General features: G+C 61.2%; 31 protein-coding genes. 21 read left to right on the top strand and 10 right to left on the bottom strand.

Annotation, left to right across the window (positions count from 1 at the left end):
• Positions 1-115 precede the first annotated feature (115 nt).
• Positions 116-493 (bottom strand): hypothetical protein, encoded by a 378-nt coding sequence (locus tag HYP802_RS0101710; RefSeq protein ID WP_013950288.1) that lies wholly within the window; start codon positions 491-493, stop codon positions 116-118.
• A 283-nt stretch (positions 494-776) separates the two neighbouring features.
• Here HYP802_RS0101710 and rplS point away from each other — a divergent pair, with 283 nt between their 5' ends.
• From rplS to radC, 3 genes are all read left to right on the top strand, one after another.
• Positions 777-1,472: a 50S ribosomal protein L19 gene (rplS, locus tag HYP802_RS0101705; RefSeq protein ID WP_013950287.1), complete on the top strand. Its 696-nt coding sequence runs from the start codon at positions 777-779 to the stop codon at positions 1,470-1,472.
• A 152-nt stretch (positions 1,473-1,624) separates the two neighbouring features.
• A complete protein-coding gene (gene map, locus HYP802_RS0101700) occupies positions 1,625-2,458 on the top strand; it encodes a type I methionyl aminopeptidase (RefSeq protein WP_013950286.1) in 834 nt (277 codons plus the stop codon).
• Between the two features lie 11 nt (positions 2,459-2,469).
• Positions 2,470-3,231: a DNA repair protein RadC gene (gene radC, locus HYP802_RS0101695; RefSeq protein ID WP_024275017.1), complete on the top strand. Its 762-nt coding sequence runs from the start codon at positions 2,470-2,472 to the stop codon at positions 3,229-3,231.
• Between the two features lie 24 nt (positions 3,232-3,255).
• On the opposite strand, the gene HYP802_RS0101690 is transcribed toward radC, so the two are convergent.
• Positions 3,256-4,515, bottom strand: a complete 1,260-nt coding sequence (locus tag HYP802_RS0101690; protein WP_197022736.1) for an MFS transporter — start codon at positions 4,513-4,515, stop codon at positions 3,256-3,258.
• Between the two features lie 195 nt (positions 4,516-4,710).
• On the opposite strand from HYP802_RS0101690, the gene trxB reads away from it, so the two are divergent.
• The 10 genes from trxB to HYP802_RS0101640 all read left to right on the top strand — a co-directional run bounded on the left by trxB (position 4,711) and on the right by HYP802_RS0101640 (position 12,836).
• Positions 4,711-5,679 carry a thioredoxin-disulfide reductase gene (gene trxB / locus HYP802_RS0101685; RefSeq protein WP_013950283.1) on the top strand — a complete coding sequence of 323 codons (969 nt, stop codon included), beginning with the start codon at positions 4,711-4,713 and terminating at the stop codon, positions 5,677-5,679.
• A 171-nt stretch (positions 5,680-5,850) separates the two neighbouring features.
• Complete coding sequence (locus HYP802_RS0101680) at positions 5,851-6,744, top strand: LysR family transcriptional regulator (RefSeq protein WP_013950282.1); 894 nt, start codon at positions 5,851-5,853, stop codon at positions 6,742-6,744.
• Between the two features lie 251 nt (positions 6,745-6,995).
• Positions 6,996-8,402 carry a 3-isopropylmalate dehydratase large subunit gene (gene leuC, locus HYP802_RS0101675; protein WP_013950281.1) on the top strand — a complete coding sequence of 469 codons (1,407 nt, stop codon included), beginning with the start codon at positions 6,996-6,998 and terminating at the stop codon, positions 8,400-8,402.
• A gap of 573 nt (positions 8,403-8,975) precedes the next feature.
• Positions 8,976-9,785, top strand: a complete 810-nt coding sequence (locus tag HYP802_RS0101670) for a class I SAM-dependent methyltransferase (protein ID WP_013950280.1) — start codon at positions 8,976-8,978, stop codon at positions 9,783-9,785.
• Positions 9,786-9,854: 69 nt separating this feature from the next.
• Entirely contained in the window at positions 9,855-10,265 is a 411-nt protein-coding gene (locus HYP802_RS0101665) for a metallopeptidase family protein (protein WP_013950279.1), read from the top strand.
• Between the two features lie 135 nt (positions 10,266-10,400).
• A complete protein-coding gene (locus HYP802_RS0101660) occupies positions 10,401-10,949 on the top strand; it encodes a hypothetical protein (RefSeq protein WP_024275014.1) in 549 nt (182 codons plus the stop codon).
• A 131-nt stretch (positions 10,950-11,080) separates the two neighbouring features.
• Positions 11,081-11,512, top strand: coding sequence for a hypothetical protein (locus tag HYP802_RS0101655; RefSeq protein ID WP_013950277.1), 432 nt, complete (start codon positions 11,081-11,083; stop codon positions 11,510-11,512).
• 15 nt (positions 11,513-11,527) lie between these two features.
• Entirely contained in the window at positions 11,528-12,136 is a 609-nt protein-coding gene (gene leuD / locus HYP802_RS0101650) for a 3-isopropylmalate dehydratase small subunit (RefSeq protein WP_013950276.1), read from the top strand.
• Positions 12,137-12,214: 78 nt separating this feature from the next.
• Positions 12,215-12,610 (top strand): VOC family protein, encoded by a 396-nt coding sequence (locus tag HYP802_RS0101645; RefSeq protein ID WP_013950275.1) that lies wholly within the window; start codon positions 12,215-12,217, stop codon positions 12,608-12,610.
• Between the two features lie 13 nt (positions 12,611-12,623).
• Complete coding sequence (locus tag HYP802_RS0101640; RefSeq protein ID WP_013950274.1) at positions 12,624-12,836, top strand: hypothetical protein; 213 nt, start codon at positions 12,624-12,626, stop codon at positions 12,834-12,836.
• Positions 12,837-12,893: 57 nt separating this feature from the next.
• On the opposite strand, the gene HYP802_RS0101635 is transcribed toward HYP802_RS0101640, so the two are convergent.
• Positions 12,894-13,370, bottom strand: coding sequence for a DUF2244 domain-containing protein (locus HYP802_RS0101635; protein WP_244420940.1), 477 nt, complete (start codon positions 13,368-13,370; stop codon positions 12,894-12,896).
• 93 nt (positions 13,371-13,463) lie between these two features.
• Between HYP802_RS0101635 and nth the strand changes: the two genes are divergently transcribed.
• The gene (gene nth, locus HYP802_RS0101630; RefSeq protein ID WP_013950272.1) at positions 13,464-14,216 is read left to right on the top strand and encodes an endonuclease III; all 753 of its coding nucleotides are present in this window, start codon (positions 13,464-13,466) and stop codon (positions 14,214-14,216) included.
• Between the two features lie 170 nt (positions 14,217-14,386).
• Here the strand turns inward: nth and hisF are convergent, their stop codons facing one another.
• A complete protein-coding gene (gene hisF / locus HYP802_RS0101625) occupies positions 14,387-15,163 on the bottom strand; it encodes an imidazole glycerol phosphate synthase subunit HisF (protein ID WP_013950271.1) in 777 nt (258 codons plus the stop codon).
• Positions 15,164-15,349: 186 nt separating this feature from the next.
• Between hisF and HYP802_RS0101620 the strand changes: the two genes are divergently transcribed.
• On the top strand, positions 15,350-15,658 hold the full coding sequence (locus HYP802_RS0101620) for a hypothetical protein (protein WP_013950270.1): 309 nt from the start codon (positions 15,350-15,352) through the stop codon (positions 15,656-15,658).
• 321 nt (positions 15,659-15,979) lie between these two features.
• Here HYP802_RS0101620 and HYP802_RS0101615 read toward each other — a convergent pair whose 3' ends face one another.
• From HYP802_RS0101615 to hisA, 3 genes are read right to left on the bottom strand one after another with little or no spacing between them, the layout of a single operon-like run.
• Positions 15,980-17,596, bottom strand: a complete 1,617-nt coding sequence (locus tag HYP802_RS0101615; protein ID WP_050976832.1) for a peptide chain release factor 3 — start codon at positions 17,594-17,596, stop codon at positions 15,980-15,982.
• Positions 17,597-17,608: 12 nt separating this feature from the next.
• Positions 17,609-17,833 (bottom strand): hypothetical protein, encoded by a 225-nt coding sequence (locus HYP802_RS0101610; protein ID WP_013950268.1) that lies wholly within the window; start codon positions 17,831-17,833, stop codon positions 17,609-17,611.
• Positions 17,830-18,558 (bottom strand): 1-(5-phosphoribosyl)-5-[(5-phosphoribosylamino)methylideneamino]imidazole-4-carboxamide isomerase, encoded by a 729-nt coding sequence (hisA, locus tag HYP802_RS0101605; protein WP_024275011.1) that lies wholly within the window; start codon positions 18,556-18,558, stop codon positions 17,830-17,832. The genes HYP802_RS0101610 and hisA overlap by 4 nt, the downstream gene beginning before the upstream one ends.
• A gap of 252 nt (positions 18,559-18,810) precedes the next feature.
• Here hisA and HYP802_RS0101600 point away from each other — a divergent pair, with 252 nt between their 5' ends.
• The 3 genes from HYP802_RS0101600 to HYP802_RS0101585 all read left to right on the top strand — a co-directional run bounded on the left by HYP802_RS0101600 (position 18,811) and on the right by HYP802_RS0101585 (position 20,323).
• On the top strand, positions 18,811-19,131 hold the full coding sequence (locus HYP802_RS0101600) for a hypothetical protein (RefSeq protein WP_013950266.1): 321 nt from the start codon (positions 18,811-18,813) through the stop codon (positions 19,129-19,131).
• A 250-nt stretch (positions 19,132-19,381) separates the two neighbouring features.
• A complete protein-coding gene (locus tag HYP802_RS0101595; RefSeq protein WP_013950265.1) occupies positions 19,382-19,750 on the top strand; it encodes a hypothetical protein in 369 nt (122 codons plus the stop codon).
• Between the two features lie 225 nt (positions 19,751-19,975).
• Positions 19,976-20,323, top strand: a complete 348-nt coding sequence (locus tag HYP802_RS0101585) for a hypothetical protein (RefSeq protein ID WP_013950263.1) — start codon at positions 19,976-19,978, stop codon at positions 20,321-20,323.
• Positions 20,324-20,490: 167 nt separating this feature from the next.
• On the opposite strand, the gene hisH is transcribed toward HYP802_RS0101585, so the two are convergent.
• From hisH to hisB, 3 genes are all read right to left on the bottom strand, one after another.
• Complete coding sequence (hisH, locus tag HYP802_RS0101580; protein WP_013950262.1) at positions 20,491-21,144, bottom strand: imidazole glycerol phosphate synthase subunit HisH; 654 nt, start codon at positions 21,142-21,144, stop codon at positions 20,491-20,493.
• Positions 21,145-21,341: 197 nt separating this feature from the next.
• Positions 21,342-21,812, bottom strand: coding sequence for a DUF2628 domain-containing protein (locus HYP802_RS0101575; RefSeq protein WP_013950261.1), 471 nt, complete (start codon positions 21,810-21,812; stop codon positions 21,342-21,344).
• Between the two features lie 70 nt (positions 21,813-21,882).
• Positions 21,883-22,473: an imidazoleglycerol-phosphate dehydratase HisB gene (hisB, locus tag HYP802_RS0101570; RefSeq protein WP_024275010.1), complete on the bottom strand. Its 591-nt coding sequence runs from the start codon at positions 22,471-22,473 to the stop codon at positions 21,883-21,885.
• A 178-nt stretch (positions 22,474-22,651) separates the two neighbouring features.
• On the opposite strand from hisB, the gene hslV reads away from it, so the two are divergent.
• From hslV to hslU, 3 genes are read left to right on the top strand one after another with little or no spacing between them, the layout of a single operon-like run.
• Positions 22,652-23,224, top strand: coding sequence for an ATP-dependent protease subunit HslV (gene hslV, locus HYP802_RS0101565; RefSeq protein ID WP_024275009.1), 573 nt, complete (start codon positions 22,652-22,654; stop codon positions 23,222-23,224).
• Positions 23,225-23,240: 16 nt separating this feature from the next.
• Positions 23,241-24,335 (top strand): hypothetical protein, encoded by a 1,095-nt coding sequence (locus HYP802_RS0101560; protein WP_013950257.1) that lies wholly within the window; start codon positions 23,241-23,243, stop codon positions 24,333-24,335.
• Positions 24,332-25,636, top strand: coding sequence for an ATP-dependent protease ATPase subunit HslU (hslU, locus tag HYP802_RS0101555; RefSeq protein ID WP_013950256.1), 1,305 nt, complete (start codon positions 24,332-24,334; stop codon positions 25,634-25,636). The genes HYP802_RS0101560 and hslU overlap by 4 nt, the downstream gene beginning before the upstream one ends.
• Positions 25,637-25,759 lie beyond the last annotated feature (123 nt).

Genomic DNA, 25,759 nt, shown 5'->3' with positions numbered 1-25,759 from the left:
CAATTTTGAGAAAGTGAGTAAATCGTCATGGCTCAGAATGAGAAAACATCTGCGCGTGTGAGTTCGATCGCCTCAAGGGCCCTATCGAACCCACAGTCCCTGAACTCTGAAGAGATCAAAGAGCTTGCAGCGTCCGTGTTGTCGCAATCTCAAGATCCTCAGAGATCGCAGCAAAATGCCCAGAACCAGCAATACCAGCAGAACCAGGGGCAGCAAAAGCGTTAGTACCGCGTTCTACTTCCGTCAGCCTTTCAACCGAAAGGACGCAGCGAGTGGGTATCGTCATGATCCCGCTCGCTTGTGCTTTATCGGGGGTCTCAAGATCGCCGACGTTCTGGCAGATGACCATTACCTCCGCGGTATCCCGCAGCAGCCAACCGACGCTCGCCACTTCGACGGGCCGGGCCTCCGGCAAATCCGCAAGATAGCGCCATTGCCCTGACGGTTGCCGGCTATCGAGCCACCGAATGATGACGAGCGGGCAATCGGCCATTCCGCACCTCCGAATGTGATTCGAAGGAAATCATAACAGACTGAGGCGCCTGACGGCGTGGCCGCCGCTTTTGGCTGTGGTAACGTGGCTCACCGGAACCACGCCGGTTTTCGCGCGCACTTTCGCGCGACGCCCTCGACAAAACCTGGCGCTTCGGTTATCAACCGCCCCAACAATATTCCCCCTCAAACGGGTTGCCCTTCGGGGTTGCATGAACGGCTCGAGCGCCAAGGCTGCTTAGCCGATCCTCTGCGTCATCAAAAAACTATATGGAATCAACAAGATGAACCTTATCCAGCAGCTCGAACGCGAGCAGATGGACGCCATTCTTTCCAAGCGCGGCGTTCCCGAATTCGGCCCCGGCGATACCGTCAAAGTGATGGTAAAAGTCATTGAGGCGGCTGAAGCCGATCCTAAGGACAAGAAAAAGAAGGTCGAGAAAGAACCGACCGTACGCTTCCAAGCCTATGAAGGCGTGGTCATCGCCCGTTCCGGCGCAGGCCTCAACGAGAACTTCACGGTCCGCAAGATTTCCTACGGCGAAGGCGTCGAGCGCGTTTTCCCGATCTATTCGCCCTTCATTGCCGAGATCGAAGTCCTGCGTCGCGGCAAGGTCCGCCGCGCGAAGCTTTACTATCTTCGTGGCCGCCGCGGTAAGGCCGCCCGTATCTTCGAACGTACGGACGCTCGTGCGCGCCGCCTGAACGCCGCCTGGAAGGGCTTCAAGAAGCCGAAGGGCGAGGCCGAAGATCTGACCCAGATCAAGGGCATCGACATCGACCTGCAGAACCGCCTGAAGCAAGTCAACGCCTACAAGATCGAGCAGATCGCGAACCTCTCGGATGAGGATATCGCCAACCTCGATGAGACGCTGAAGCTCAAGGGCGCGATTGAGAAGCAGGATTGGGTCGGTCAGGCTCAGCGTCTTCTCGCCGAACTGACGGCTGCCGAAGTTCCGGCCGAAGAAGCCAAGGAATAAGCGCCTCGTGCAGGCCGCTTCTGAAATTTTAAAAAGCGCCGGGATCTCCTGGCGCTTTTTGCGTTAATGCTGCCGCGACGATGCCATGTATTTTGTTGGCCGCGATTTCGCACTAAATATACTGACGAACGATTGCCCCGCCGTGGAGTCCCATGTCCAACATTGAAGTGAGCAAAACAGCAAGCCGCGACGGTAAGATCCCGTTGCACGGCCCCGACGCCTTCGCCGCCATGCGCAAGGCCGGCCAATTGGCAGCCGCTGCGCTCGACATGCTGGTTCCGGTCGTGCAACCGGGCGTCACGACGGCCGAAATCGACGAGCTTGTGCTCTCATTCGCCCTCGATCACGGCGCCATCCCGGCAACACTGAACTATCGCGGCTATCGCTACGCGACGTGCACCTCGATCAATCACGTCGTCTGCCATGGCATGCCGAACGACAAGCCGCTGCGGCCGGGCGACATCGTCAACATCGACGTGACGCTGATCGTTGACGGCTGGCACGGCGACACCAGCCGCATGTATCCGGTGGGAGACGTGTCGCGCCGCGCCGAACGGCTGATGGACGTCACCTATGAATCCCTGATGCGCGGCATCGCCGTTGTGAAGCCCGGCGCGACGACCGGCGACATCGGCGCCGCCATCCAGCGCTTTGCCGAAGCCGAGCGCTGCAGCGTCGTCCGCGACTTCTGCGGTCACGGCCTCGGGCGCGTCTTCCATGACCGCCCGAACATCCTGCACTACGGCGAACCGGGCGAAGGCACCGTGCTCGAACCGGGCATGCTCTTCACGATTGAGCCGATGATCAACCTCGGCAAGCCGCACGTGAAAATCCTCGCTGACGGCTGGACGGCGGTCACGCGCGACCGCGAACTGTCCGCGCAATTCGAGCATACCGTCGGCGTCACCGAGACCGGCTGCGAGATCTTCACGGAATCGCCCGCCGGTTATCACTACCCGCCCTACAACGTCCGCGCCGCGGCGTAATGGAGTAAGGCATGTCGCGCTCCGGGGGGTCTCGCGACAAGGCAAGCGCCGAAGAACAGGCGGCGTTTTTCGCCGCCGCGCCTGAGAAGCCGAAACCCGAGCCGGATGATCGACACGGCCACCGCAAGCGCCTTCGCGACCGCTTCCAGAACGGCGGCGCCGAAGCGCTCCCCGATTACGAGCTTCTCGAAATGATCTTGTTCCGCGCCTTCCCGCGGATCGACACCAAGCCCATCGCAAAACGCTTGCTCGCCAAGTTCGGCTCTTTTGCCGACGTCGTCTCTGCTGCGCCCCAACGCTTGAAAGAAGTTGAAGGCGTCGGCGATCGCGCCGTCGAAGAACTAAAGCTCATCAAGGCCGCTGCCGAGCGCCTGACCAAAGGCGAGATCAAGTCCCGCTCGGCGCTCACTTCGTGGAGCGGCGTCATTGATTATCTGCGCTTGGCGCAAGGCTTCGAGACGCGCGAGCAATTCCGCATTCTTTTCCTCGACAAGAAGAACCAGATCATCGCCGATGAAGTGCAAGGCCACGGCACTGTCGACCACACACCTGTCTATGTGCGCGAAGTGGTGAAGCGCGCGCTCGAATTGTCAGCGACAGCGATCATTCTCGTCCACAATCATCCCTCCGGCGATCCGACCCCGTCGCGCGCCGACATCGACATGACGAAGCAGATCATCGAGGCCTCGCGGCCCTTCGGCGTCACCGTGCACGATCACGTCATCGTCGGCCGCAATGGTCACGCGAGCCTCAAAGGGCTGCGATTGATTTGAACCACATCCGTCAAACATGATGTCTCAATCAATCTCCGAGCGATCCCGCGTGTCCCGCATCGTCGCGTAAACGATGAGAGAAAGCGCGATGCAGCCTGTGACATACCAATAGAAATAGGTTTCGTGTCCGGCCTGCTTGAGCCACAGCGCCACCCATTCCGCCGTGCCGCCGAACAGCGCGACCGCCAGCGCATAGGGCAATCCCACGCCCAGCGCGCGCACCGACGTTGGAAACAATTCCGCCTTCACCACCGCATTGATCGCCGTGTAGCACGACACGATCGCGAGCCCCGCGACGATCAAGAGAAAAGCCTCCCACGGATCGCGCACGTTTCCGATGGCACTCAAAAGCGGCACCGTGCACAGCGTGCCGAGAACACCGAACGTCACGAGCACCGGCCGCCGCCCGACCTTGTCCGATATCGCGCCGACGATAGGCTGCAACAGCATGTAGACGAACAGCGCGGATGCCGACACGAGCGTTGCGGTGTCCTTCGAAAATCCCGCCGTGTTGGCGAGAAATTTCTGCATGTACGTGGTGTAAGTGTAGAACGCCAGCGTACCGCCCATCGTCAGCCCGATGACGATCGCAACCTCGCGCGGATGTCGCATGAGTGCTGCAAGCGAACCCTCGCGCCGCGTCTCACGCGCAAACGAATCCGTCTCGACGAGATCGCGCCGCATCACAAACGCGATCAGCGCAAGCAGCGCCCCGATGACGAACGGAATGCGCCAACCCCAGGCTTCGAGCTGGGTAGCCGTCAGCACGAACGTCTGCAGCACGATCAACACCAGCATCGCCGTCAGTTGCCCGCCGATCAGCGTCACGTACTGAAAGCTCGAATAGAACCCGCGATGCTTCGACGTCGCCATCTCGGATAGGTACGTCGCGCTCGTGCCGTACTCGCCGCCGAGGCTCAACCCTTGGATCATGCGCGCGATGAGCAGAATAATCGGCGCCGCAACGCCGATCGTTGCATAGACGGGCGTCACCGCGATCATCGCCGAGCCGAAACACATCAGCAGCACCGACGCCGTTAGCGACACACGCCGCCCGTGCCTGTCCGCCATCCGCCCGAACAGCCACGCCCCGATCGGGCGCATCAGAAAACCGACGGCGAAAATCGCGGCCGTATTCAAGAGCTGCGCGGTCTGATTGCCTGCCGGGAAAAACGCTTTGGCGAAATACAGCGAAAACGCCGCGTAAACGTAGAAATCGTACCACTCGACCAGATTGCCCGAAGACCCGATGAGGATGGCTCTGATTCGCTGGCCGAAACTCATTTCCGGCGCGGACTTCGCGTCATTCACCCCTGGTCACCCCCCGGTTTTTGAGGAAGCCTAACACGGCCCGCGCCGCTGTGCCGCACGTATTCCCCGGAAACGACGGCGCTCGGGCCGACGAACATTGACGATGGGCAAACGGCACCCCTAATTAGCAAACCCTGACCCGCAGGCTGCGGTCGGAGAGTGAGAGCCATGACTAAAAAACCGCATCACGCCAAGGTTATCGTTCTGGGCTCCGGCCCCGCCGGCTACACCGCCGCGATCTACACCGCGCGCGCCATGCTTTCGCCGACGCTCATCCAGGGCACGCAGCCCGGCGGCCAGCTGACGATCACGACCGATGTGGAAAACTATCCGGGCTTCGCCGATCCGATCCAAGGCCCGTGGCTGATGGAGCAGATGCAGGCGCAGGCCGAGCACGTCGGCACGCACATCATCATGGACCACATCAACAAGGTCGATCTGCGTGTTCGCCCGTTCCGGTTGGAAGGCGACAGCGGCGACACCTACACGTGCGATGCGCTCATCATCGCGACGGGCGCACAGGCACGTTGGCTTGGCCTGCCGTCAGAAGAGCATTTCAAAGGTCACGGCGTCTCGGCTTGCGCGACATGCGACGGCTTTTTCTACAAGGGCAAGGACGTCGTCGTCATCGGCGGTGGCAACACCGCCGTTGAGGAAGCGCTGTTTCTTACGAACTTCGCCAACAAGGTGACGCTCGTTCATCGCCGCGACTTCCTGCGAGCAGAAAAGATTTTGCAGGAACGCCTGTTCAAGAACCCGAAGATCGACGTCATCTGGGATAGCGTCGTCGAGGAAGTCATCGGCGCACCGTCGCCGAAGTCGGTGACCGGCATCGTGCTGAAGAACATCAAAACCGGCATGACGTCCGAACTCGCGACAGACGGCTTCTTCGTTGCGATCGGCCACGCGCCCGCAACCGAGCTGTTCAAGGGCCAGCTTGAGACGACACCCTCGGGCTATCTCATCACCGCGCCCGACTCGACCGCGACGGCCATCCCCGGCGTCTTCGCGGCGGGTGACGTCAAGGATGAAGTCTTCCGCCAGGCCGTGACGGCGGCCGGCATGGGCTGCATGGCGGCGCTCGAAGCCGAGCGCTATCTCGCGCAGATGGAAGACCAGGCCGACGCCGCGGAATAGAAACCGGCGCATTCATCGCGACCAGAGATGCCTTTGATCTGTGGACGGAGCGCGACAAGACCGCGCTCGGCCCATTTGTCTATTGCTTATCTGGCATACCCCCGTTGCAATGCGTCCAGTGCATAGCTAATTATGTACCGTCCAGTAACCCCCCACTGGTGAGCCTCCGAAATGGATTGGGATAAGCTTCGAATCTTCCATGCCGCAGCCGAGGCAGGGAGCTTCACGCATGCCGGCGAGCAGCTTCATATGAGCCAGTCGGCCGTCAGCCGGCAGATCTCGGCTCTCGAAGCCAACCTTCGCGTCACGCTCTTTCACCGGCACGCCCGCGGCTTGGTTCTGACTGAGCAGGGCGAGTTGCTGAACCGTACGGTCGCCGAGGTCTTCGCCAAGCTGCAAACCGCCGAAACGTTGCTCTCGGACTCGACGACGAAGCCTTCGGGCGAACTTCGCGTCACCGCGCCGATCGGCTTCGGCACGATTTGGCTGACGCCGCGTTTGAGGGAATTCGGCGAGCTTTATCCCGAAATTCGCATCGAGCTGATCCTCAACGACGATCAGGTCGATATCGGCATGCGCGCCGCCGACGCTGCGATCTGGACGCGCGAACCGGAGCAGGCGGACCTCATCCGCCGTCCGCTGTTCGAAAGCCGCGTCCGCGCCTTCGCATCTGCACACTACATCCGCAAATACGGCGCGCCCAAGAGCCTCGAGGATCTCAACCAGCACCGCATCATCGGCTATACCGGTCCGTCCGCCCAGCATCTCGACGCCATGTCCTGGATCGAAACCGCAGGCAGCCTGAACGGCGAGCCGCGCGAAGCCGCCCTGCGCGTCAACAGCGTCGTTGCCATCAAGTACGCGATTAAGGCCGGCATCGGCGTCGGCATGATCCCGGATTATCTGACCGACGACATCACCGATCTCGTGCCCGTCCTGACCGACATCGACCAGCCGTCGCTCAATATGGTGTACGCCTACCCGGAAGAGCTGAAATCCTCAAAGAAGGTCCAGCTGCTGCGCGACTTCCTGATCTCGAAGATTGCCAAAAATAAAGGTAACTGAACGCTCTGCGGCCTTGCTGGCCGAGCGCGAGCACCCCATGTCCCTGACATGCGCGGAGCGGCGAACTGGTTTGTTTGCCACCACCGGTCGGCGCTCCGTTTGAAATGCCAGCTCCCTGAACTGCCGGGCCCAAAAGGCCCGGCTTTTTGCTGATCGGGCCTGCGACCAGCACTGATTTGCGGAAATCGATCTCTGACGCTATCTAACGCGTTCGTTTTGATCCGCCGCACCCAAAAGGCTCTCGAAAAGTCATGGCAAAGACGCTGTACGATAAAATCTTCGACGATCACGTGGTTGAGCAATCGCCGGACGGAACGAGCCTCCTTTATATTGATCGCCACCTTGTCCACGAGGTCACGAGCCCGCAGGCATTCGAAGGCCTGCGCATGGCCGGCCGCAAGGTTCGCGCCCCTGAGAAGACGCTCGCCGTCGTCGACCACAACGTTCCGACGACTGACCGTTCCAAGGGCATCGCCGACGAGCAGAGCCGCGTTCAAGTCGAAACGCTAGCAACGAACGCGCGCGACTTCGGCATCGAGTATTTCAACGAGCGCGACAAGCGCCAAGGCATCGTCCACGTCGTCGGACCGGAGCAAGGCTTCACGCTGCCCGGCACGACAATTGTTTGCGGCGACAGCCACACCTCGACGCATGGCGCGTTCGGCGCACTCGCGCATGGCATCGGCACCTCCGAGGTTGAGCACGTTTTGGCGACGCAGACGCTGATCCAGAAGAAAGCCAAGAACATGCGCGTGACGGTCGATGGCGTCGCCCCGAAGGGCGTCGGCGCCAAGGACATCACGCTCGCGATCATCGGCGAGATCGGCACCGCTGGTGGCACTGGCTCCGTCATCGAATATGCGGGCGAGGCCATTCGCGCGTTGTCGATGGAAGGCCGCATGACGGTCTGCAACATGTCGATCGAAGGCGGCGCCCGCGCCGGCATGATCGCACCGGATGAGAAGACGTTTGCGTTCCTCAAGGATCGTCCCAAGGCGCCGAAGGGCATGGCCTGGGACATGGCGATGAAGTACTGGGAAACGCTGCGCACGGACGACGGCGCGCACTTCGATCGCGAAGTTCGCCTCGACGCTGCAAAGCTGCCGCCCATCGTCTCGTGGGGCACGAGCCCCGAAGACGTGACGTCGATCGCGAGCGCCGTTCCCAATCCTGCCGATGTGCACGACGAAAACAAGCGCGCGTCCATGCAGCGTGCGCTGGAATACATGGGCCTGACGCCCGGCACCCGGATGACCGACATTCCGCTCGACGTCGTCTGGATCGGCTCATGCACCAACGGCCGCATCGAAGATCTTCGCGCTGTCGCCAAGATCGTGGATGGCAAGAAGATCTCGTCGCGCCTCGCTTACGCGATGATCGTTCCGGGCTCGGGCCTCGTGAAAGAGCAAGCGGAAGCTGAAGGTCTCGACAAGATCTTCCTCGACGCCGGCTTCGAATGGCGTGAGCCGGGCTGCTCGATGTGCCTCGGCATGAACCCGGACCAGTTGAAGCCGGGCCAGCGCTGCGCCTCGACCTCGAACCGCAATTTCGAAGGCCGCCAGGGCTACAAGGGCCGCACGCACCTTGTGTCGCCGATCATGGCCGCCGCCGCCGCACTCGAGGGCCACTTCGTCGATGTCCGCGAGTGGCAGGTATAGCGGTAGTGCCACAACAGAATTAAATCCTAAAACCGGGTGTTGGCAAAAACCCGGTTTTAGGCCATTATTTTTTTATCGTTCGGCAAGTCGTGCCGACGAGATAGAAAGTGACGAACGAGCCTGCGAAGCGAAAGCCGAGCGGGTTTTTTTGTGTCTAGCGTGCTGTGATGCCAATGGCCCACCTCGCGTGGGCTTTTCTTTTAGGACCACAATGGCAGATCAATTTGCCTGGTTGGTTTCGCTCCTAGCTAACCTTGTAACGATCGCACGCGCAGAACCTTTTCTGCCGTCCGTTCGCACATGCCAATCCAAAGCACGGCGGACCAGAAGGAAGATCGTCCGATCATTAATGGTCGGACGCATCGAGGAGGGTCGTGTGAAGAATGGCTATGGGATCGTGCTAGAGCGAACCGAAAAGTGTCGCTGATCTCCTAAATCCGCGACTCTGATCTTCGATAAAAAATGCCATTTCTCCCAAAGGCGGAGCGTTGTCTAAATTGGTGCTTGAGCCGCGGGAAACGACGGCATACTTGAAACTCGCAGATGCTGAATACCCGCGAAGAGAGGGCACTTATGGCTGACGACACAACCAGCTCCGTCCAATCGCAGTTCGGCCGCGCCGCTGCCGACTACGCAACGTCGGAAGTTCATGCCAAGGGCGAAAGCCTCGCGCGCATCGTCGAACTGACAGCCCCGCAAAAAACCTGGGAAGCCCTCGACGTCGCGACCGGTGCCGGGCATACGGCTGCGATCTTCGCGCCCTACGTCGCCAGCATGATCGCGAGCGACGTCACCGACGAGATGCTGCAGGAAGCAGCAAAGCTCGCCAATGCGCGGCGCATCTCGAACATGCTGACGGCGCGCGCTTCTGCTGATGCCCTGCCGTTTCCCGACGAAAGCTTCGATCTCGTCTGCTGCCGCTTGGCGGCGCATCACTTCCCGAACCTCGAAGCCTTCGTTCGCGAAGTGCGCCGCGTCCTGAAAAAAGGCGGACGCTTCGCGTTCGTCGATAACGTCGCGCCGGACCGTGTGCGTCTGCCGAACGCGAGCGGCGCGGAAATCGAAACAGCCATCGTCGACTACAACAGCTTCGAGAAACTGCGCGATCCGAGCCACGGCTTCGCGCCGCCGCCTGAAACCTGGATCGCTTTGCTCAAAGCCAACGGCTTCTCGATTGCTGCACATGAGCAAATGGAAAAGGAACTCGACTTCGCATCGTGGGTCGCGCGTATGCGCTGTACACCCGATGTCGTCGCCGAGCTCGATCGCATCCTGACCGCCGGTCCGGCGCCGCTCGGAGCTTTCCTCAAGCCGCGCACCGACGACACCGGCGCACTGCACTTCACGTTGCAGGAACTTCTCATCGTCGCTGACCGGACCTGATCGAAAACGGCCTTTCCATTTCGTCCAGCGAGGCCTATCTCCTGCGCTCAACCACAGGAGAGCGCCGAGATGCCGATCGATTGGAGCAATGCCATCGCCCCAAGCCTTGCCGACTTCGAGATGCTCGCGCAAACCGCGTGGAATAAGCTACCCGCCGAATTTCGCACGATGGCGGGCGACGTCATCATTCGCATCGAAGATTTTGCGTCCGACGACATCCTCGACGAATTGGATATCGAAGACCCCTTCGAACTGACGGGCCTTTACCAGGGCGTCAGCCTCGACCGCAAAAGCGTGACCGAGACCACGCGCGAACCCGACATGGTGTTCCTTTATCGCCGCGCCATTCTCGACGAGTGGGCCTCCGAAGGCGAAGAGCTGGGCCACCTCGTCGCGCACGTCCTCGTCCATGAAATCGGCCATCACTTTGGCTTCTCGGACGATGACATGGAGGCCATAGAGACCCGCATAAGTGACTGAACCGTGGCCGGAAGTCACATCGGATTAACTGTGTTCATGCCACAAGACGGCTAAGCTTGAGCACTACGACATTTCGGTCCATGTTGTAGGGGCAGGCTGAAAGAACGCGGGGCACGTTTTTGAATGTTTGAACGGATGAGCGGCCGGCGATTCCTATTCAGGATCGTCTTGGCGGGATGTTTGGGCTTTGCGGTTGCGTTCGCGCCATCCGCTGACGCGCAAGACACGTCGGCAACGCTGCGTGACGGCATCCCGACGCCGGAGCAATACGTCTCGACCGTCGGCGGAGACAGCCACATCGTTGGCCCTGGAAAATTCAAACTCGACGGCCAGACGCAATATTGCGGCCAACGGCCGACGGTCATCGACAACAAGCTTGATGACTACGGCGCTGCCTATCCGGGCTTCTTGATCATGAATCCGCGCCTGCTCGACAAGGTATCTACGCCCGTCAAGCAGTGGATCTACGCGCACGAGTGCGGACATCAGTTCCGCGGCCCAGACGAGGAAACTGCCGACTGCTTCGCCGTCCAGCGCGGCCGCCGCCAGGGCTGGCTGAAGCCCGAAGGCCTGGAAGAGATCTGCACGTTCATTACGCCCGCCAAGGGCGATGCCATGCACTTCTCCGGATCATACCGCTGCGAATACATGCGCAAGTGCTACGCCGACCCGAAGATTCGGTGACGACTTAGGTTTAGCCGCGGCGGCCGGCTCCCGGTACGGGAGTGGCCGCGGCCTGCCAGAAAAGCCAAAACTTATCCCCGCCCATTCCGGCGGCCGTAAAATCCCAGATCCGTTAGACCTGAGGATCTGCCATGCGGCTCGCCGACTACGCCCAGCGCCTTCTTGACCTCGCCCGCACGGTTAACCGCTGGCTGGCGCTCGCCGCCAAGCTGGACGGCCTCCGGCGCGAGAAGGTCGCCCTCTACGCCGAGGAAGTTGCAGCAACATTGGCCCGCGCCGCCTCAAGCCTTGCCGTTCTGGAAGCCGACCCCCATAACCGTTCAGCGCTGCTGACCGCCACTCGCGAGCTTGGCCGCGTCGGTGGCTACGTCGAAACGATTGTCGCGACGCTCGAACACCATCTTGACGGGCGCAAGCAGGCTGGCGTTAAACGGCGGCTGGAACATCTGAAGCCCTTCGATCTCGAAGCCGCCATCCGGGAGTTCGGCGCTTTCCGGCACGCTCGGCGGCTTGCCTCGGCGGAAGGCTATTTCCGGGCGCTGGCAGACACACTGCGCGCCTGAAGAGGAGACGTAAGCATGGATAAATTCACGGTTCTGACGGGCGTTGCCGCCCCGCTGCCGATCCGCAATGTCGACACCGACATGATCATCCCGAAGCAGTTCCTGAAAACGATCAAGCGGACCGGCCTCGGCAAGTCGCTGTTCTACGAGATGCGCTACGACCCAGCGACGGGCAACGAGCTGCCGGACTTCGTCCTGAATAAGCCGCAGTACCGGAACGCGACGATCCTCGTTGCGGGCGACAACTTCGGCTGCGGCTCTTCGCGCGAGCATGCGCCCTGGGCGCTGTTGGACTTCGGCATTCGCTGCGTGATCGCCACCGACTTCGCCGACATTTTCTACAACAACTGCTTCCAGAACGGCATCCTGCCGATCAAGCTGCCGCAGTCGGATGTCGACAAGCTGATGGACGACGCCAGCCGCGGCGCCAACGCGACGATCACCGTCGATCTGGAAAAACAGGAAATCCGCGGTCCCGATGGCGGCGTCATCAAGTTCGACATTGATCCATTCCGCAAGCACTGCCTGTTGAACGGCCTCGACAACATCGGCCTGACGCTGGAGAAGGGCAAAGCCATCTCGACGTTCGAAGAAGGCACGGCGTCCTCGCGCCCTTGGCTTTGACGTCTTGTCCTCGCGCCAACGCCGGGCTCGCTCCGACCCGGCTTAAAACATAAAGACGAAAAGGGAGAAACGGACAGAATGGCCAAAGCGATTCATATGATGATCCGCGTTCTCGACGAGGCGCGCTCGGCGAAGTTCTACGAGGCGTGCTTCGGCCTCAAAGTTTCCGAAAAGAAAGACTGGCCGGACTTTTCGCTCACCTATCTGAAGAACGCCGAGAACGATTTCGAGGTTGAGCTGACGGTCAACAAGGGCCGCACCGAGCCCTACAATCTTGGCGATGGCTATGGCCATATCGCCTTCGTCGTTGACGATCTCGAAGCGACGCGCGCTAAAATCGCCGCCGCCGGCTACCAGCCGAAAGACATCAAGAACATGACGCACGACGGCAAGCCGTTCGGCACGTTCTTTTTCATCGACGATCCGGACGGCTACAAGATCGAAGTCCTGCAGCGCGGCGGCCGGTTCCAGTAAGCGAGAGGCTCACATGACCGACGACGATTTCAAGTTCGACCCGGCCACGATGGGGCGTCTCGCGGGCGCCCTGTCCTTTGTTGTCGGCGCCGATCACGCGGCAACGAAAGCGCTGAAAGCCGCCGCCGAAACCGGTACGGCGAAAGACATCAAAACCGCGCGCACGCAGTTCCTGCGCTTAAAGCCCGGCGAGCGCCGCGCCGCGCTGACGATGCTGAATGATTAGCCTGCGCACGAACAGCTTGTTGTGTCACGCCGACAAAGGCCGGGATGACGATAGAGTCTAAAACTTCGACCCGCGCGCGGTGACGAGAGCACCGCTTAAAGCGTTGGCGAAATCACGCCGCTCGTCGTCCGTCAGAAACTTCCCGAACCGCACCGCCTTGCCCTGCGCGGACAGCCAGAGCGATGTCCGCCCGTCCGGGCGATCAACCGTGCAGCTCACCCGCGTCCAATACGGGTTGAACTCGAAAACTTCGCGCTGCCCCGAGGGATGAACGTGCGTGAGCGTCAACACGTCGGGAGTGACATCGACCGTCTCGTATTCCAGGCCGTCGCGATAGTTGCGTTTGAAGGCCCAGTAGATCAGCGCGACGTCGAGCCCGAAAAAACCGAACACCGGCCAGGCGCCCATAAGATAAAACACCAGCCCGACGATGAAGCTTACCGAGCTAATCAGGCTCATCATGATCAAGAACCCGCTCGGCGGCAGCGAGCGGTGGGGATGAAGCACAAACTGCGTATCTTTCGCGGATTGCATTTCAGTTCGATTATCGCTCATGTCTCGTGGCTGGCGACCCGTCTCAACCCCATCACTGCGGAGCGCCAACGGCGCCAACACAGCGGAGCTCTGATGGCCAAAGCGTCCTCAGATGTACACCATACAAGCATCGGAAGTTCCGCCCCAAAACGCAAGGCTGCAAAACCTGCGGCAATTGCGGCCAAGAAGGCGCGTAAATCTGCGCTGCTCGACAAAGCCGAAATTCATGAGGTTTTCCGGAGGTTTCACGCCGCAAACCCTGAGCCCAAGGGCGAGCTGGAGCATACCAATCCGTTTACGCTATTGGTCGCCGTCGTGCTGTCCGCCCAGGCTACCGACGCTGGCGTCAACAAGGCGACCCGCGCGCTCTTCAAGGTCGCCGACACGCCGGAAAAGATGCTGAAGCTCGGCGAAGACAAGTTGCGCGATTACGTGAAAACGATTGGCCTTTACCGGGCCAAAGCGAAGAACGTCATCGGCTTGTCCCAGCGCCTGATCGACGATTACGACGGCGTCGTCCCATCGGATCGCGATGCGCTGGAATCGCTACCCGGCGTCGGCCGCAAGACCGCGAACGTCGTCATGAACATCGCCTTTCATCAGCCGACGATGGCCGTCGACACGCACGTCTTTCGCGTCGCGAACCGCATCGGCCTGTCGCGTGGAAAGACACCGCTGGCAGTGGAAGAAGACCTGATGCATGTCGTGCCCAAGGAATATGCCATGCACGCGCATCACTGGCTGATCCTGCATGGCCGCTACGTCTGCAAGGCGAGAAAGCCCGAATGCTGGCGCTGCCTCATCAACGACATCTGCCGCTTCCCGGATAAAACGCCCGCGCCTTAGACGCCGGACGCCATAGCCCCAAGGCGGCGCCCTTTTGGTTCCTCATACCGTCATCCCGGCGCAGGCCGGGATCTAGTCAAACCTCGACAGGTGAAGTGGTGATGCTTGTCTGGGTGCCGACCTTCGTCGGCATGACGGAGGGCAGGGCGCCATTCCAAACTCAAGAAAATCTAGGAATCCATCCGCATCGCGAGGCCGGCCTTGGCCATGTAGTCCTTCGCTTGCGGGATCGAATACGTCCCGAAGTGAAAGATCGACGCCGCCAAGACCGCGCTCGCGTGGCCGCCTTCGACACCATCGACAAGATGCTGCAGCGTGCCGACACCGCCCGACGCGATCACCGGGATCGTCACTGCGTCGGACACAGCCCGGGTTAGCTCGACGTCGAAGCCCGCTTTCGTGCCATCGCGATCCATTGAGGTCAGAAGAATCTCGCCAGCGCCGAGTTCTGCGACCTCACGCGCGTATTCAACGGCGTCGATGCCCGTCGGCGTCCGGCCACCGTGCGTAAAGATTTCCCACCGCGGCGGCTCGCCTTCGGCCGACACGCGCTTGGCATCAATTGCGACGACGATGCACTGCGCGCCGAACTTCTCGCTCGCTTCCTTCACAAACGCCCGTTTGTTCACCGCCGCTGTGTTGATCGAAACCTTGTCGGCGCCCGCTTCGAGCAGCTTGCGGATATCTTCAACGGTACGCACCCCACCGCCGACCGTCAGCGGCATGAAGCAGCGATTGGCCGTCCGTTCCACGACGTCGAAGATCGTATCGCGGTTCTCGTGGCTGGCCGTGATGTCAAGAAAGCAGAGCTCATCGGCGCCGGCTGCGTCATAAGCGGCGGCCGCCTCGACCGGGTCGCCCGCATCGACGAGATCGACGAAATTGACGCCCTTTACAACTCGTCCATCTTTGACATCAAGACATGGAATGATGCGGACTTTCAGCATATTTGTAAAAGCGACTTCCTTTGAACTCGGGAGCTCCGGTATCACGCCCCGTGGCTAGGCAACTATCACGCCGCGTCCGTCAGCGTCGAGCATATTAACGTTCCTCCGAGGGAACTCTCACGCGCCTCCAGAGTTATGCCGTCTCGCGGAACTCCGCGCAAAAATTTGCAAGGGAACCTGATACCTATGGTCGACGACTTCGCCCCTAAGAACCTTCGCGCCCGGTTGGCCGCCATACAGGACCGTATTGCCCAGGCCCGCACCCAGCTCGAAACGCATGGCATCGGCGATCAAGCCGATGCGCTGACGAGCTTCATCGATCAGCACGACACCATTCGCGGCTCGCTGGACGCCGAAGGCACCATAACGGAGCTGCAGCACAGCAAGGCGTCCGCCCAGACGGATGCCCTCGAAACTGCGCTGCATAAGTGGCTGGAAGGCGTAGAAGGCAAATTCTCGAACCCCCAGCGCCGCGAACCGAACATTTCGGTCTGAGACGGGATCGCTGCCGGCGCCTCGGCCAGGGCCTGACGAAGGTCAGAGGCCGTCCCACGCCGAATGTCATCCTCGGCTTTATGGCCGAGGATCCATTCTGCAGCAGCACAAATCGAAGAATAAGGCCCAGCAATAAGCCCGAGGATCACCGCGAAGCCCGTGAAGTTTGATGCGTATCAAACTTCAGCCAGCGACGATGGGGTTAAGAGCCTCTTGGGGGCGGTCGCCGCGAGCGGCAATATTATCGCAGATACCCCATTTCGGGCGCCGCAGCGGCCGCTCCTGCAGCCACATACCAACGGCACTCGATCACCGATCGATTTAAGATTCGCCGCGCTCCCTGAGTGCGGCGAATTTAATTTCAGGAAAGCGCTCGGTCTTGTATTTCAGCATCCAGGCGCTCTCCGCCAGGAACACGAGTGCTCCGTCACGGTCGGTCGCTATCTCGCCCCGATGCGCATTGACGAACTTCTGCAACGCCGCCGGATCATCCGCCGAGATCCATCGCGCCACTTCGAACGGCGACTGTTCCAACGACACCGGTACGCTGTATTCGTTGGCAACGCGTGACTGCAAAACTTCGAACTGCAGCTGGCCTACGACGCCGAGAATTTGCCGCCCGCCCGCGATCGGCGTGAACACCTGCACGATGCCCTCTTCCGCCAGATCGTCCAAAGCGCGGTTGAGCTGCTTCGCCTTCATCGCATCCTGAATGACGACGCGGCGCAGAAGCTCCGGCGCGAAATTCGGAATGCCGGTGAACTTTAGCGCTTCCTTCTCTGTCAGCGTATCGCCGACGCGCAGGGTCCCATGGTTCGGCACGCCGATGATGTCGCCCGCCCACGCCTCGTCCGCCGTCTCGCGGCCTTGGCCGAAGAAGAACGTCGGCGACGAGATCGTCATCGGCTTGTTGTCGCGGACGTGCAGCATCTTCATGCCGCGCTTGAACTTGCCCGAGCAGATCCGCATGAACGCAATACGGTCGCGATGGTTCGGGTCCATGTTGGCCTGCACCTTGAAGATGAAGCCCGTAACCTGATCCTCGCCCGGCTGCACGGTCCGCTGCGTGGCATCGCGCGCCAATGGCCCAGGCGCCCAGGCGCCAAGCGCATCGAGAAGTTGCTCGACACCAAAGTTCTTCAAGGCGCTGCCAAAGAACACCGGCGACAGATGCCCCTCGCGGAAGGCCTGCAGATCGAACTGCGGCAGGGCACCCTGCGCCAGCTCCACGGCCTCGATCGTCTTCTCAGCGATACGCTCGTCGATTCCCTCGATGCGGCGCAGTCCCTCGAACGTTTCGAGCGGTTGCGAATGCCCGTACGAAGCGCCGCGCTCCTCGCTCTCGGGAAGCAAAATCTTGTTGCCGACGAGATCGAGCACGCCGCGGAAGTCGGTCCCCATGCCAACAGGCCATGCCATCGGCACGAGATCGAGCGCCAGGTCCGCCGCAATCTGATCAAGCAGCGTCAGCGGATCTTCCGCTTCGCGGTCGATTTTGTTGATGAACGTGATGATCGGAATATCGCGCAGGCGGCAAACCTCGAACAGTTTGCGCGTCTGGCTTTCGATGCCCTTCGCCGCGTCCATCACCATCACGGCGGCGTCGACCGCCGACAGCGTACGATAGGTGTCTTCGCTGAAGTCGGAGTGGCCCGGCGTATCGAGCAGGTTGTAGACGATGCCGTTACGCTCGAACGTCATCACCGACGACGTCACCGAAATGCCGCGCTGCTGCTCGATCTGCATCCAGTCGGAACGCGTGCGCCGCCGCTCGCCGCGCGCTTTCACTGCGCCCGCCATCTGGATCGCTCCGCCGAACAGCAACAGCTTTTCCGTCAGCGTCGTTTTACCGGCGTCAGGGTGCGAGATGATCGCGAACGTGCGCCGCCGCGCAATTTCAGGCGGCAGCACCGGCTCGGCCGACGCGCCTTGCGTCATGACGTTCAAAGTTCAGGCCTCAATCAATTGCACTTGGCTCTGATCGAGCCAGATTTGGTGATGCTCGGCGGACTTGCCGAAAACTTCGCCGACATGCAGCTCGACCAGTCCGTCGTCGAACTTGACGATCGGAAAGGTCTTGCCGACGCAGCCGCGAAACAGCGTCATGAGCTGCTTGTTGTCTTTGGGCACGCCATCCGGAACGCCCAGCACACGGACTTTGTCACCGATCTTCATGCCTTCTCCAGAAGTTCGAGCGCTTCTTTGGCATCGAGGCGGCCATCGTAGAGCGCGCGGCCCGTGATAGCGCCTTCGAGCATTCGGTATTCTGGTTTCATCAGGTCGCGCACATCGGCAATGGACGCAAGACCTCCCGACGCGATGACCGGAATACGCGTCGCCTGCGCGAGCGCGGCTGTGGCAGGCAAATTAAGCCCCTTCAACACGCCGTCGCGTTCAATGTCGGTATAGATGATGGCCGCAACGCCCGCGTCTTCGAACCGCTTCGCCAGATCGACAGCCGTCAGCTCCGACGTCTCCGCCCAACCCTCGACGGCCACCTTGCCGCCCTTGGCGTCAATGCCGACCGCGACCTGGCCTGGAAAGCGTTTCGCCGCGTCCTTCACAAGCGCCGGATCGCGCACCGCGACCGTGCCGAGGATTACGCGGCGAATACCCTTATCCAGCCAAGCTTCGATCGTCGCCAGATCGCGAATGCCGCCGCCAAGCTGCGCCGGCATCTTGATCGCTTTCAGAATGGCCTCGACCGCCGCACCGTTGACCGGCTTGCCCGCGAACGCGCCGTTGAGATCGACGATATGCAGGTACTTGAAGCCCTGTCGCTCGAAGCTCGCCGCCTGCGCCGCCGGATCGTCGTTGAACACGGTGGCGGCATCCATCTCGCCGAGCTTCAGCCGCACGCACTGGCCGTCCTTAAGGTCTATGGCAGGGAATAGGATCAATGCTTTTGTCTCGCGGGTAAATTCCTGCTCCCGTCAGGGAGAGAACGAATTCGCGCCATATCTGGCGCGACAATCCGGCCATCAGATTGCTATCTTGGGTTCCTAAACGGTTCGTGCGATCAATCGCGGATCGCAGGCTACGTCAAGACCTACGCGCTGCGGCCGGCTCGCGGAACGCGAGTCGCAGCGCGCAATCGAAGAATGGCCGACTCCCCAGAAGGGAGGCGCGATGCGCAAAAGTAAGAGTGTTCCATGGCTACTGCGTTTCTTGTCGAGCCGCCGCCTGTCGTTGCCCGCCGTCCCCTGACCGAGGACGACGCCATCGACATCTGGATCGCTCGCTGGATGCGCACCCGCCCGACGGACCTGCAGCGCCGCTACGCCTGCGACCCCCGCCGTCTCTATGAAATTTGGGAGGAAGTGCGCTTTCCGGGCAGTCGCGCCAAGGCGCTCGCCGCGTTCCAGCGCCGTTTTCCAAGGCTTGAGCCGCGCTTCGATCCTGGCCCCCACCGGCGCATTCCAACGTCCGCGCACCCTGATCCCGATCAGCTGAGCCTGTTCCCCGAAGCGTAGCGGACCGCCGGCACATGTTCCGCTTAGGCGCGGGGCGCAATACCCCCGCTGTAGGCCGAAATTCTTAATTATTTTAACCTGTTGTCCCTACCACGACGTTAAGACTTCGACAAGAACAATTTTAGAACAAATGCTGGACAACTGTTCTGAGTCGTGACATGTTCTTCCTATGTTCACGACGCCGCAAGTCAGGCGCCACCTTGGGTCAGAGTAGCGTGTTCGACCCTCCCGAAACACTAGGAGAGCCCCCATGCGCACCTACCTCATCTCGTACGATCTCGCCCACCCGACCCGCAATCAGCACGTCGTCGCCCAGGCCATCATGGGCATCGGCGACAAGTGGGCCCGGCCGCTGTCGAACACCTGGTACGTCATGTCCGAACGCGAAGAAGTGGAACTCGAGACGGATCTCCGCGCGCTTCTCGCCGAAGACGACGGCCTCCTGATCCAGGCGACGAAGCGCGACGCCGCAATGACGAACACGTCGCTCCGCTGGTTCCGCCAGCGCCGCCCCAGCGTCGATCTCGCACCCGATGGTAACGTCATCGCCTTCCCGCTTCCCGCAACAGCTGCTGCCGAGCCGATGGAGCCCGAGCTGCCGTTCGCGAAAGCCGGCTAACACCCACGAATTCCGGTCTTTGGGCGGGGCGGGTCTTTCTCTCCCCCTAGCCTTCCCGACGGGCTCGTCTCGTCCAAAGGCCGATGCTGGAGACCCGGGGATCATGCCCCCCAACTGCCTCATGATCCCCGGCTCCTTTTTTAATTTGCGTTTTTCACGTCGCGTACTGCGTACCTCATGCCTGCTCCCCAAAGCTCCCCCACGCTCAAGTACCGGATTAGCGCCATGAAGACCTTCCTTCTCCATCACACCCCCAAATCCGCCAACCAGGACACCTGGACGGTGACGTTCTCGCTCCCCTACATCGCGACCGAATACGCCCCCGCCGGCAACGGCGTCTGGTACGTCAGAACCTGGCTCGGCGCCGAACAGATCAAGCGGCGCCTCGCGATCCTCTTCGATTCTCCTGATGAACTCGCCGTCCACGAACTTGGTCGCGCCGACGCGGCTGGCACGGCGCGTCTCACCTGGCTCGAAGGCCGCCTCGAAGACGACGATACCGATGGCACATGGCACGTCCCGCGCGGCGTCTGGACGGTCATTCAATCGGCCGTCGGCACGCTTGCGCGGTGACTTCGGCTTCTGAGTTCCTTCTCCCTATCGGGAAGGGGTTAGAGATCGGGTGATAGACACGCCCGCTGAACGTCATCCCGGCGCAGGCCGGGATCCAGCCAAGCCTCAGCTTGCGAGACATTTGCTCGCTGACTGGATGCCGACCTCCGTCGGCATGACGTCAATATCTACGGCTTCCACTTCAAGAAATTCGCAATCAGCTTCAGCCCGAGCTTCTGGCTCTTCTCGGGGTGAAACTGCGTGCCGGCAATATTGCCGTCGGCGACGAACGCCGTGATCGGTCCGCCGTAATCCGTCTCGGCAACGACGACGCGCCGCTCTGTCGGCACCATCGCGAACGAATGCACGAAATACGCGTGCCAGCCGTCCGGGCCGGTCGGAATGCCGTCGAGCAACGCATGCGGATGGACGACGTTGAGCGTGTTCCAGCCCATGTGCGGAATTTTCAATTCCGGATCGCTGGGTGAAATCGCGCGCACTTCACCTTTGATCCACCCAAGCCCCGGCGTCTCGACGAATTCGAGCCCCCGCTCGGACAAAAGCTGCATGCCGACGCAAATGCCGAGAAACGGCCGACCCTTCTGCCGCACCGTCTCTTCCAGCGCCGGGATGAGCCCCGGCACGCGTTCGAGCCCGTGCTTGCAGTCGCCGTATGCTCCGACACCCGGCAGCACGATCCGATCCGCCGCCAGCACATCTTCAGGCCGTGGACTGACGATGATCCGGACATCGGCCTCGCTCGCGCGCGCCGCGCTTTCAAACGCCTTCGCCGCCGAGTGCAGATTGCCCGACCCGTAATCGATGATAACAACGCTTTGCATGAGAAGACCGGGCCTCGGAGGAATTTTCAGTGAGATAAATTGTGCCAGCTTCCAATGCCGCAAGCCGCGCCAATTGTCATCCCGGGTGGGGCCTCTTGCGAGATCCGGGACCCAGTCTCAACGACGCGGACTATGCGGCCTGGAGTGCGATCGTCCCACGACGCGCAACCCGGAAGAACAATCCGCGCGCGTGACGCTCAAGCCCCAATGCCGAACGGCCAGAAGCGTGATCCGCGCGCCCTCGACGACGCACCAGCGGCGTCATCGCGCGCGATCACCGGCTGCTCCGGCAGCCAGCCTTCGAAGAACCGCCGCTCGCTCTCCGCAATCGACTTGCCGTTGACGACGCCAATCATCTGCCAGCCGCGTTGGTCCAACATCCACCGCTTCAGGCTCGACACCTCGAAGCCAAGGTAGATGTTGATCATCAGAAAGATGATGCCGATGCTGTCCGGGCTGACTTTCAGCGCATTCAGCACGTAGCCGAGCAGCGCCGAACCCGCGAGATAGGCAATCGCCATCAGCCAGACGCCGTTCGCCAGAAACCCGAGCGGCGGACAGATTGCGGTCAACCACGAAAACCCGTCTTTGACGAACTCAAGCTCGACGCCGCGATCGATGCGATCGGCATCGGCATCCGGCGGCTCATGCACGGTGTAGGTCGACACAGAACTCAAAGCTCCTTGCTCCATTCGAACGGCGCGCCGCCCAAATCCGTCAGGACGACCGGCTCGAACGTTAAAGCGCGCCTTTCGTCGACGGAATGCGACCCGCCTGCCGCGGATCGATCGCAACCGCCGCCTTCAGCGCCCGCGCGAGGCCCTTATAGCAGGTCTCCGCGATATGGTGATTGTTCTCGCCGTAAAGGTTTTCGACGTGCAACGTAATGCCGGCATTCTGGGCAAACGCCTGGAACCACTCGCGGAACAGCTCGGTGTCCATCTCGCCAAGCTTCGGCCGTGTGAAATCCACCTTCCAGACCAGAAACGGCCGCCCCGAAACGTCGACCGCCACGCGCGTCAGCGTCTCGTCCATCGGCAGATGCACATCGGCATACCGCATGATCCCGGCTTTATCCTCGAGCGCCTTGGCGATCGCCTGCCCCAGCACGATGCCCGTATCCTCGGCCGTGTGGTGGAAATCGATGTGCAGGTCGCCCTTGGCCCTGAGCGTAATGTTGATGAGAGAATGCCGGGCGAGTTGCTCCAGCATGTGATCGAGAAAGCCGATCCCCGTCGAAACGTCGTAGGCGCCCGTCCCATCGAGGTCGACGGTCGCGGAGATCTCGGTCTCCTTGGTCTTGCGCGTTATCGTCGCCTGCCGCTTCACGTGAATCGTTCCTTTTCGCTTGGCCCCGGCGACTCCCGTACCGGGAGCCGGCCGCCGGGGCCAGAAAACCATCAATGTTTGCCCCCGAGGCCACGAGCCTTTATCAGCTTGTCACCCGACAGGCCAAGGCCCACCCACCTTGCATCTTCCCGCCAAAAGCTTAACTGACGCCATACATATGACGCACCAGAGCCAAAATGCCGGCCTTTCGAGCTGGCACGCCACGACGATCCTGACGGTCCGGAAGGGCGGTAAAGTTGTAGTTGCCGGTGACGGCCAGGTCAGCCTCGGCCAAACGGTCATCAAGTCGAATGCCAAAAAGGTCCGCCGCCTGGGCAAAGGCGACGTGATTGGCGGCTTCGCGGGCGCGACGGCCGACGCCTTCACCTTGTTCGAGCGGCTCGAGGCCAAGCTTGAGCAATACCCCGGCCAATTGACCCGTGCCGCCGTCGAATTGGCGAAAGACTGGCGCACTGACCGCTTCCTGCGCCGCCTGGAAGCCATGATGATCGTCGCCGATGCCACAACGACCCTCGTCCTGACAGGCACCGGCGACGTGCTGGAACCCGAAAACGCCATCGCCGGGATCGGCTCCGGCGGCAACTATGCGCTTGCCGCCGCGCGCGCCTTGATCGACCAGCCGCTCGACGCCGAAGCCATCGCCCGCAAGGCCATGTCCATTGCCGCCGAGATTTGCGTCTATACGAATTCGAACATCGTCGTCGAAAGCCTCGACGCGAAGACATCGTAACGGCGCGAGCCCGCTCATGGCCAACGGACCCTCCTCTGACGATCTTCAGGCAGCCGTCGACGCGGGCGTGATCGACGCGGCGCAAGCCGAGAAGCTGCGTGCCATGCGCCATGGTCCCGCCGCCGCGCCGCTCGGACCCGACGGCGAACCGTCCGTGCTGGCCGATGAGGAACGCTTCCGCTTCCTCAACGGCTTCAACGACGTTTTCCTGACCATCGGCGTGCTGCTGATCGCGGCTGCGTTTCTCACCGTTACGTCCACCGGACTTTTCGGCATCAGTTGGGTCGCGACACTGGCTGTCGCCGCCGCCACGTTCTGGATCTTGAGCGAAATTCTCGTCGGACGGCTGCGCGCCGTGCTGCCCGGAATGGTGCTCTCTCTGCTGTTCGTTGCGTTTGCCGCATCCGCCGTCGTCGTCCAGCTTCACTGGGACAACTTCAAATCCTCCACCTGGGATGTGGATTCCGAACTCGTGTTCTGGCGCAATCCGACACTTGTGTTCGGCTTGCCAGCCCTCATCGCCTCGTTCGTCTATTACTTGCGCTTCCGCCTGCCGTTCGCGCTCGGCCTGATGGCGTTCTTCGGCTACGCTGTCGTTAGCAAAAGCCTCTACTCGATTGGCGTCGGCTTGTCGTTTGCAGCATTCGGTTACGGCCTGTTCGTTCTGCTCGTTGCGCTGTTCTACGATGCGAAGGATCCGAAGCGCGTCATGCGCTTTTCCGATTGCGCATTCTGGCTGCATCTCGTCGCCGCCGCGCTGATCGTCTCGCCGATGATCATGCTGATCAAAAGTTCAACCAACGGCTTGATGACTTCTGGCGTCGTGCTGCTGACCGTTCTCGCGCTCGGCCTCTTCGCGCTGGCCATCGATCGGCGCGCCCTCCTCGTCTCGTCGCTCGCCTACTTCTGCGGCGCGGTCTACGATCTCTTGAGCGGTGGCGTGGAGCTGCCTCATAGCGGCAACGCTCCCTCGTCCTTCACCCTGACGCTTGCCCTCGTCGGCGGCTTCGTCTTGATCCTCGGCGTCTTCTGGCACCCGCTGCGCAACCGCCTGCTGCCGGTGCTGAACGCCACACCCATCGGTCCCTACCTTCCGCAAGCGAGACAATGACCAACTTTTCCCCGCGTGAAATCGTATCCGAACTCGACCGCTACATCGTCGGCCAAGGCGACGCCAAGCGCGCCGTCGCCATCGCGTTGCGCAACCGTTGGCGCCGCCAGCAATTGACCGGTGAGTTGCGCGACGAAGTTCTGCCGAAGAACATCTTGATGATCGGCCCGACCGGCGTCGGCAAAACCGAAATCTCCCGCCGCTTGGCGAAACTCGCGGGCGCGCCGTTCCTCAAAGTCGAAGCCACAAAATTCACCGAGGTCGGCTACGTCGGCCGCGACGTCGAAAGCATTATCCGCGATCTCGTCGAAGTCGGCTTGGGCCTCGTCAAAGAATCGAAACGCCAAGGCGTGCGCGCCAAAGCCGAAAAAGCAGCCGAAGAGCGCGTGCTTGATGCGCTTGTCGGCTCGAACGCCTCACCATCCACGCGCGATAGCTTCCGCAAGAAGCTGCGCAACAATGAATTGAACGACAAGGAAATCGACATCCTTGTCGCCGATACGGCGTCTCCCATCCCCACGTTCGACATGCCGGGCGGCTCGATGGCAACGATCAACATCAGCGAGATGCTGGGCAAGGCACTCGGCCAGCGCACCAAATCACGGCGCGTCACCGTTCTCGACAGCTTCGAAATCTTGATCGCGGAAGAAAGCGACAAGCTGATCGACAGCGATCAGATCTCCGGCGAAGCCGTCGCCGCCGTAGAAAACAACGGCATCGTCTTCCTCGACGAAATCGACAAAATCTCCTCGCGCGGCGATGGCACGCGTGGTGGCGCCGATGTCTCGCGCGAAGGCGTCCAGCGTGATCTTTTGCCGTTGATCGAAGGCACGACGGTCGCGACGAAGTACGGCCCTGTAAAAACTGACCACATTCTCTTCATCGCCTCCGGCGCCTTTCACGTCTCGAAGCCGTCGGACCTGCTGCCTGAGTTGCAAGGCCGCCTGCCGATCCGCGTCGAGCTCAACGCGCTCTCGCGCGATGACATGAAACGCATTTTGACGGAACCGCAGGCGAGCCTCATCAAGCAGTACGTCGCCTTGATGCAGACCGAAGGCCTGACGCTCGAATTCAAACCCGACGCGATCGACGCGCTGGCCGACGCCGCGGTGGAAGTGAATTCGACCGTCGAGAACATCGGCGCGCGCCGTCTGCAGACGGTTCTGGAACGCGTGCTCGATGAGGTTTCGTTCGAAGCCTCCGACAAGAGCGGCGCCACCGTCGTCATCGACGGCCCCTACGTGACAGAGCGCGTCGGCCAACTCTCGAAAAACGCCGACCTCAGCCGGTTTATCCTTTAACCGTTGGCGCTCGGCGGCCGGCGCGCGATATGCGTGTCGCTAAGCGCCATCAAATAAAGAGCGCGACGTCCTGCGACTACCAATCCGCCGCAAACGCCTGTAAAAGGGCCACTTCCGCAACTC

The organism is Hyphomicrobium sp. 802 (genome assembly GCF_000526135.1).
Lineage (GTDB): Bacteria > Pseudomonadota > Alphaproteobacteria > Rhizobiales > Hyphomicrobiaceae > Hyphomicrobium_B.
Note: the sequence above shows the minus strand (reverse complement) of the source record. Positions and strands in the feature narration are given on the sequence as shown.

Excerpts from the sequence above, each read along its gene's own strand:
- radC (WP_024275017.1), top strand. The coding sequence starts at position 2,470 with ATGTCGCGCTCCGGGGGGTCTCGCGACAAGGCAAGCGCCGAAGAACAG.
- HYP802_RS0101680 (WP_013950282.1), top strand. The coding sequence starts at position 5,851 with ATGGATTGGGATAAGCTTCGAATCTTCCATGCCGCAGCCGAGGCAGGG.
- hslV (WP_024275009.1), top strand. The coding sequence starts at position 22,652 with ATGACGCACCAGAGCCAAAATGCCGGCCTTTCGAGCTGGCACGCCACG.
- leuC (WP_013950281.1), top strand. The coding sequence starts at position 6,996 with ATGGCAAAGACGCTGTACGATAAAATCTTCGACGATCACGTGGTTGAG.
- hisH (WP_013950262.1), bottom strand. The coding sequence starts at position 21,144 with ATGCAAAGCGTTGTTATCATCGATTACGGGTCGGGCAATCTGCACTCG.
- HYP802_RS0101670 (WP_013950280.1), top strand. The coding sequence starts at position 8,976 with ATGGCTGACGACACAACCAGCTCCGTCCAATCGCAGTTCGGCCGCGCC.
- hslU (WP_013950256.1), top strand. The coding sequence starts at position 24,332 with ATGACCAACTTTTCCCCGCGTGAAATCGTATCCGAACTCGACCGCTAC.
- hisF (WP_013950271.1), bottom strand. The coding sequence starts at position 15,163 with ATGCTGAAAGTCCGCATCATTCCATGTCTTGATGTCAAAGATGGACGA.
- HYP802_RS0101660 (WP_024275014.1), top strand. The coding sequence starts at position 10,401 with ATGAGCGGCCGGCGATTCCTATTCAGGATCGTCTTGGCGGGATGTTTG.
- HYP802_RS0101640 (WP_013950274.1), top strand. The coding sequence starts at position 12,624 with ATGACCGACGACGATTTCAAGTTCGACCCGGCCACGATGGGGCGTCTC.
- HYP802_RS0101610 (WP_013950268.1), bottom strand. The coding sequence starts at position 17,833 with ATGAAGATCGGTGACAAAGTCCGTGTGCTGGGCGTTCCGGATGGCGTG.
- HYP802_RS0101655 (WP_013950277.1), top strand. The coding sequence starts at position 11,081 with ATGCGGCTCGCCGACTACGCCCAGCGCCTTCTTGACCTCGCCCGCACG.
- HYP802_RS0101585 (WP_013950263.1), top strand. The coding sequence starts at position 19,976 with ATGAAGACCTTCCTTCTCCATCACACCCCCAAATCCGCCAACCAGGAC.
- HYP802_RS0101710 (WP_013950288.1), bottom strand. The coding sequence starts at position 493 with ATGGCCGATTGCCCGCTCGTCATCATTCGGTGGCTCGATAGCCGGCAA.
- HYP802_RS0101560 (WP_013950257.1), top strand. The coding sequence starts at position 23,241 with ATGGCCAACGGACCCTCCTCTGACGATCTTCAGGCAGCCGTCGACGCG.
- nth (WP_013950272.1), top strand. The coding sequence starts at position 13,464 with ATGGCCAAAGCGTCCTCAGATGTACACCATACAAGCATCGGAAGTTCC.
- leuD (WP_013950276.1), top strand. The coding sequence starts at position 11,528 with ATGGATAAATTCACGGTTCTGACGGGCGTTGCCGCCCCGCTGCCGATC.
- HYP802_RS0101595 (WP_013950265.1), top strand. The coding sequence starts at position 19,382 with ATGCGCACCTACCTCATCTCGTACGATCTCGCCCACCCGACCCGCAAT.
- HYP802_RS0101665 (WP_013950279.1), top strand. The coding sequence starts at position 9,855 with ATGCCGATCGATTGGAGCAATGCCATCGCCCCAAGCCTTGCCGACTTC.
- HYP802_RS0101635 (WP_244420940.1), bottom strand. The coding sequence starts at position 13,370 with ATGCAATCCGCGAAAGATACGCAGTTTGTGCTTCATCCCCACCGCTCG.
- HYP802_RS0101600 (WP_013950266.1), top strand. The coding sequence starts at position 18,811 with ATGGCTACTGCGTTTCTTGTCGAGCCGCCGCCTGTCGTTGCCCGCCGT.
- HYP802_RS0101615 (WP_050976832.1), bottom strand. The coding sequence starts at position 17,596 with ATGACGCAAGGCGCGTCGGCCGAGCCGGTGCTGCCGCCTGAAATTGCG.
- HYP802_RS0101620 (WP_013950270.1), top strand. The coding sequence starts at position 15,350 with ATGGTCGACGACTTCGCCCCTAAGAACCTTCGCGCCCGGTTGGCCGCC.
- HYP802_RS0101690 (WP_197022736.1), bottom strand. The coding sequence starts at position 4,515 with ATGAGTTTCGGCCAGCGAATCAGAGCCATCCTCATCGGGTCTTCGGGC.
- trxB (WP_013950283.1), top strand. The coding sequence starts at position 4,711 with ATGACTAAAAAACCGCATCACGCCAAGGTTATCGTTCTGGGCTCCGGC.
- map (WP_013950286.1), top strand. The coding sequence starts at position 1,625 with ATGTCCAACATTGAAGTGAGCAAAACAGCAAGCCGCGACGGTAAGATC.
- HYP802_RS0101645 (WP_013950275.1), top strand. The coding sequence starts at position 12,215 with ATGGCCAAAGCGATTCATATGATGATCCGCGTTCTCGACGAGGCGCGC.
- rplS (WP_013950287.1), top strand. The coding sequence starts at position 777 with ATGAACCTTATCCAGCAGCTCGAACGCGAGCAGATGGACGCCATTCTT.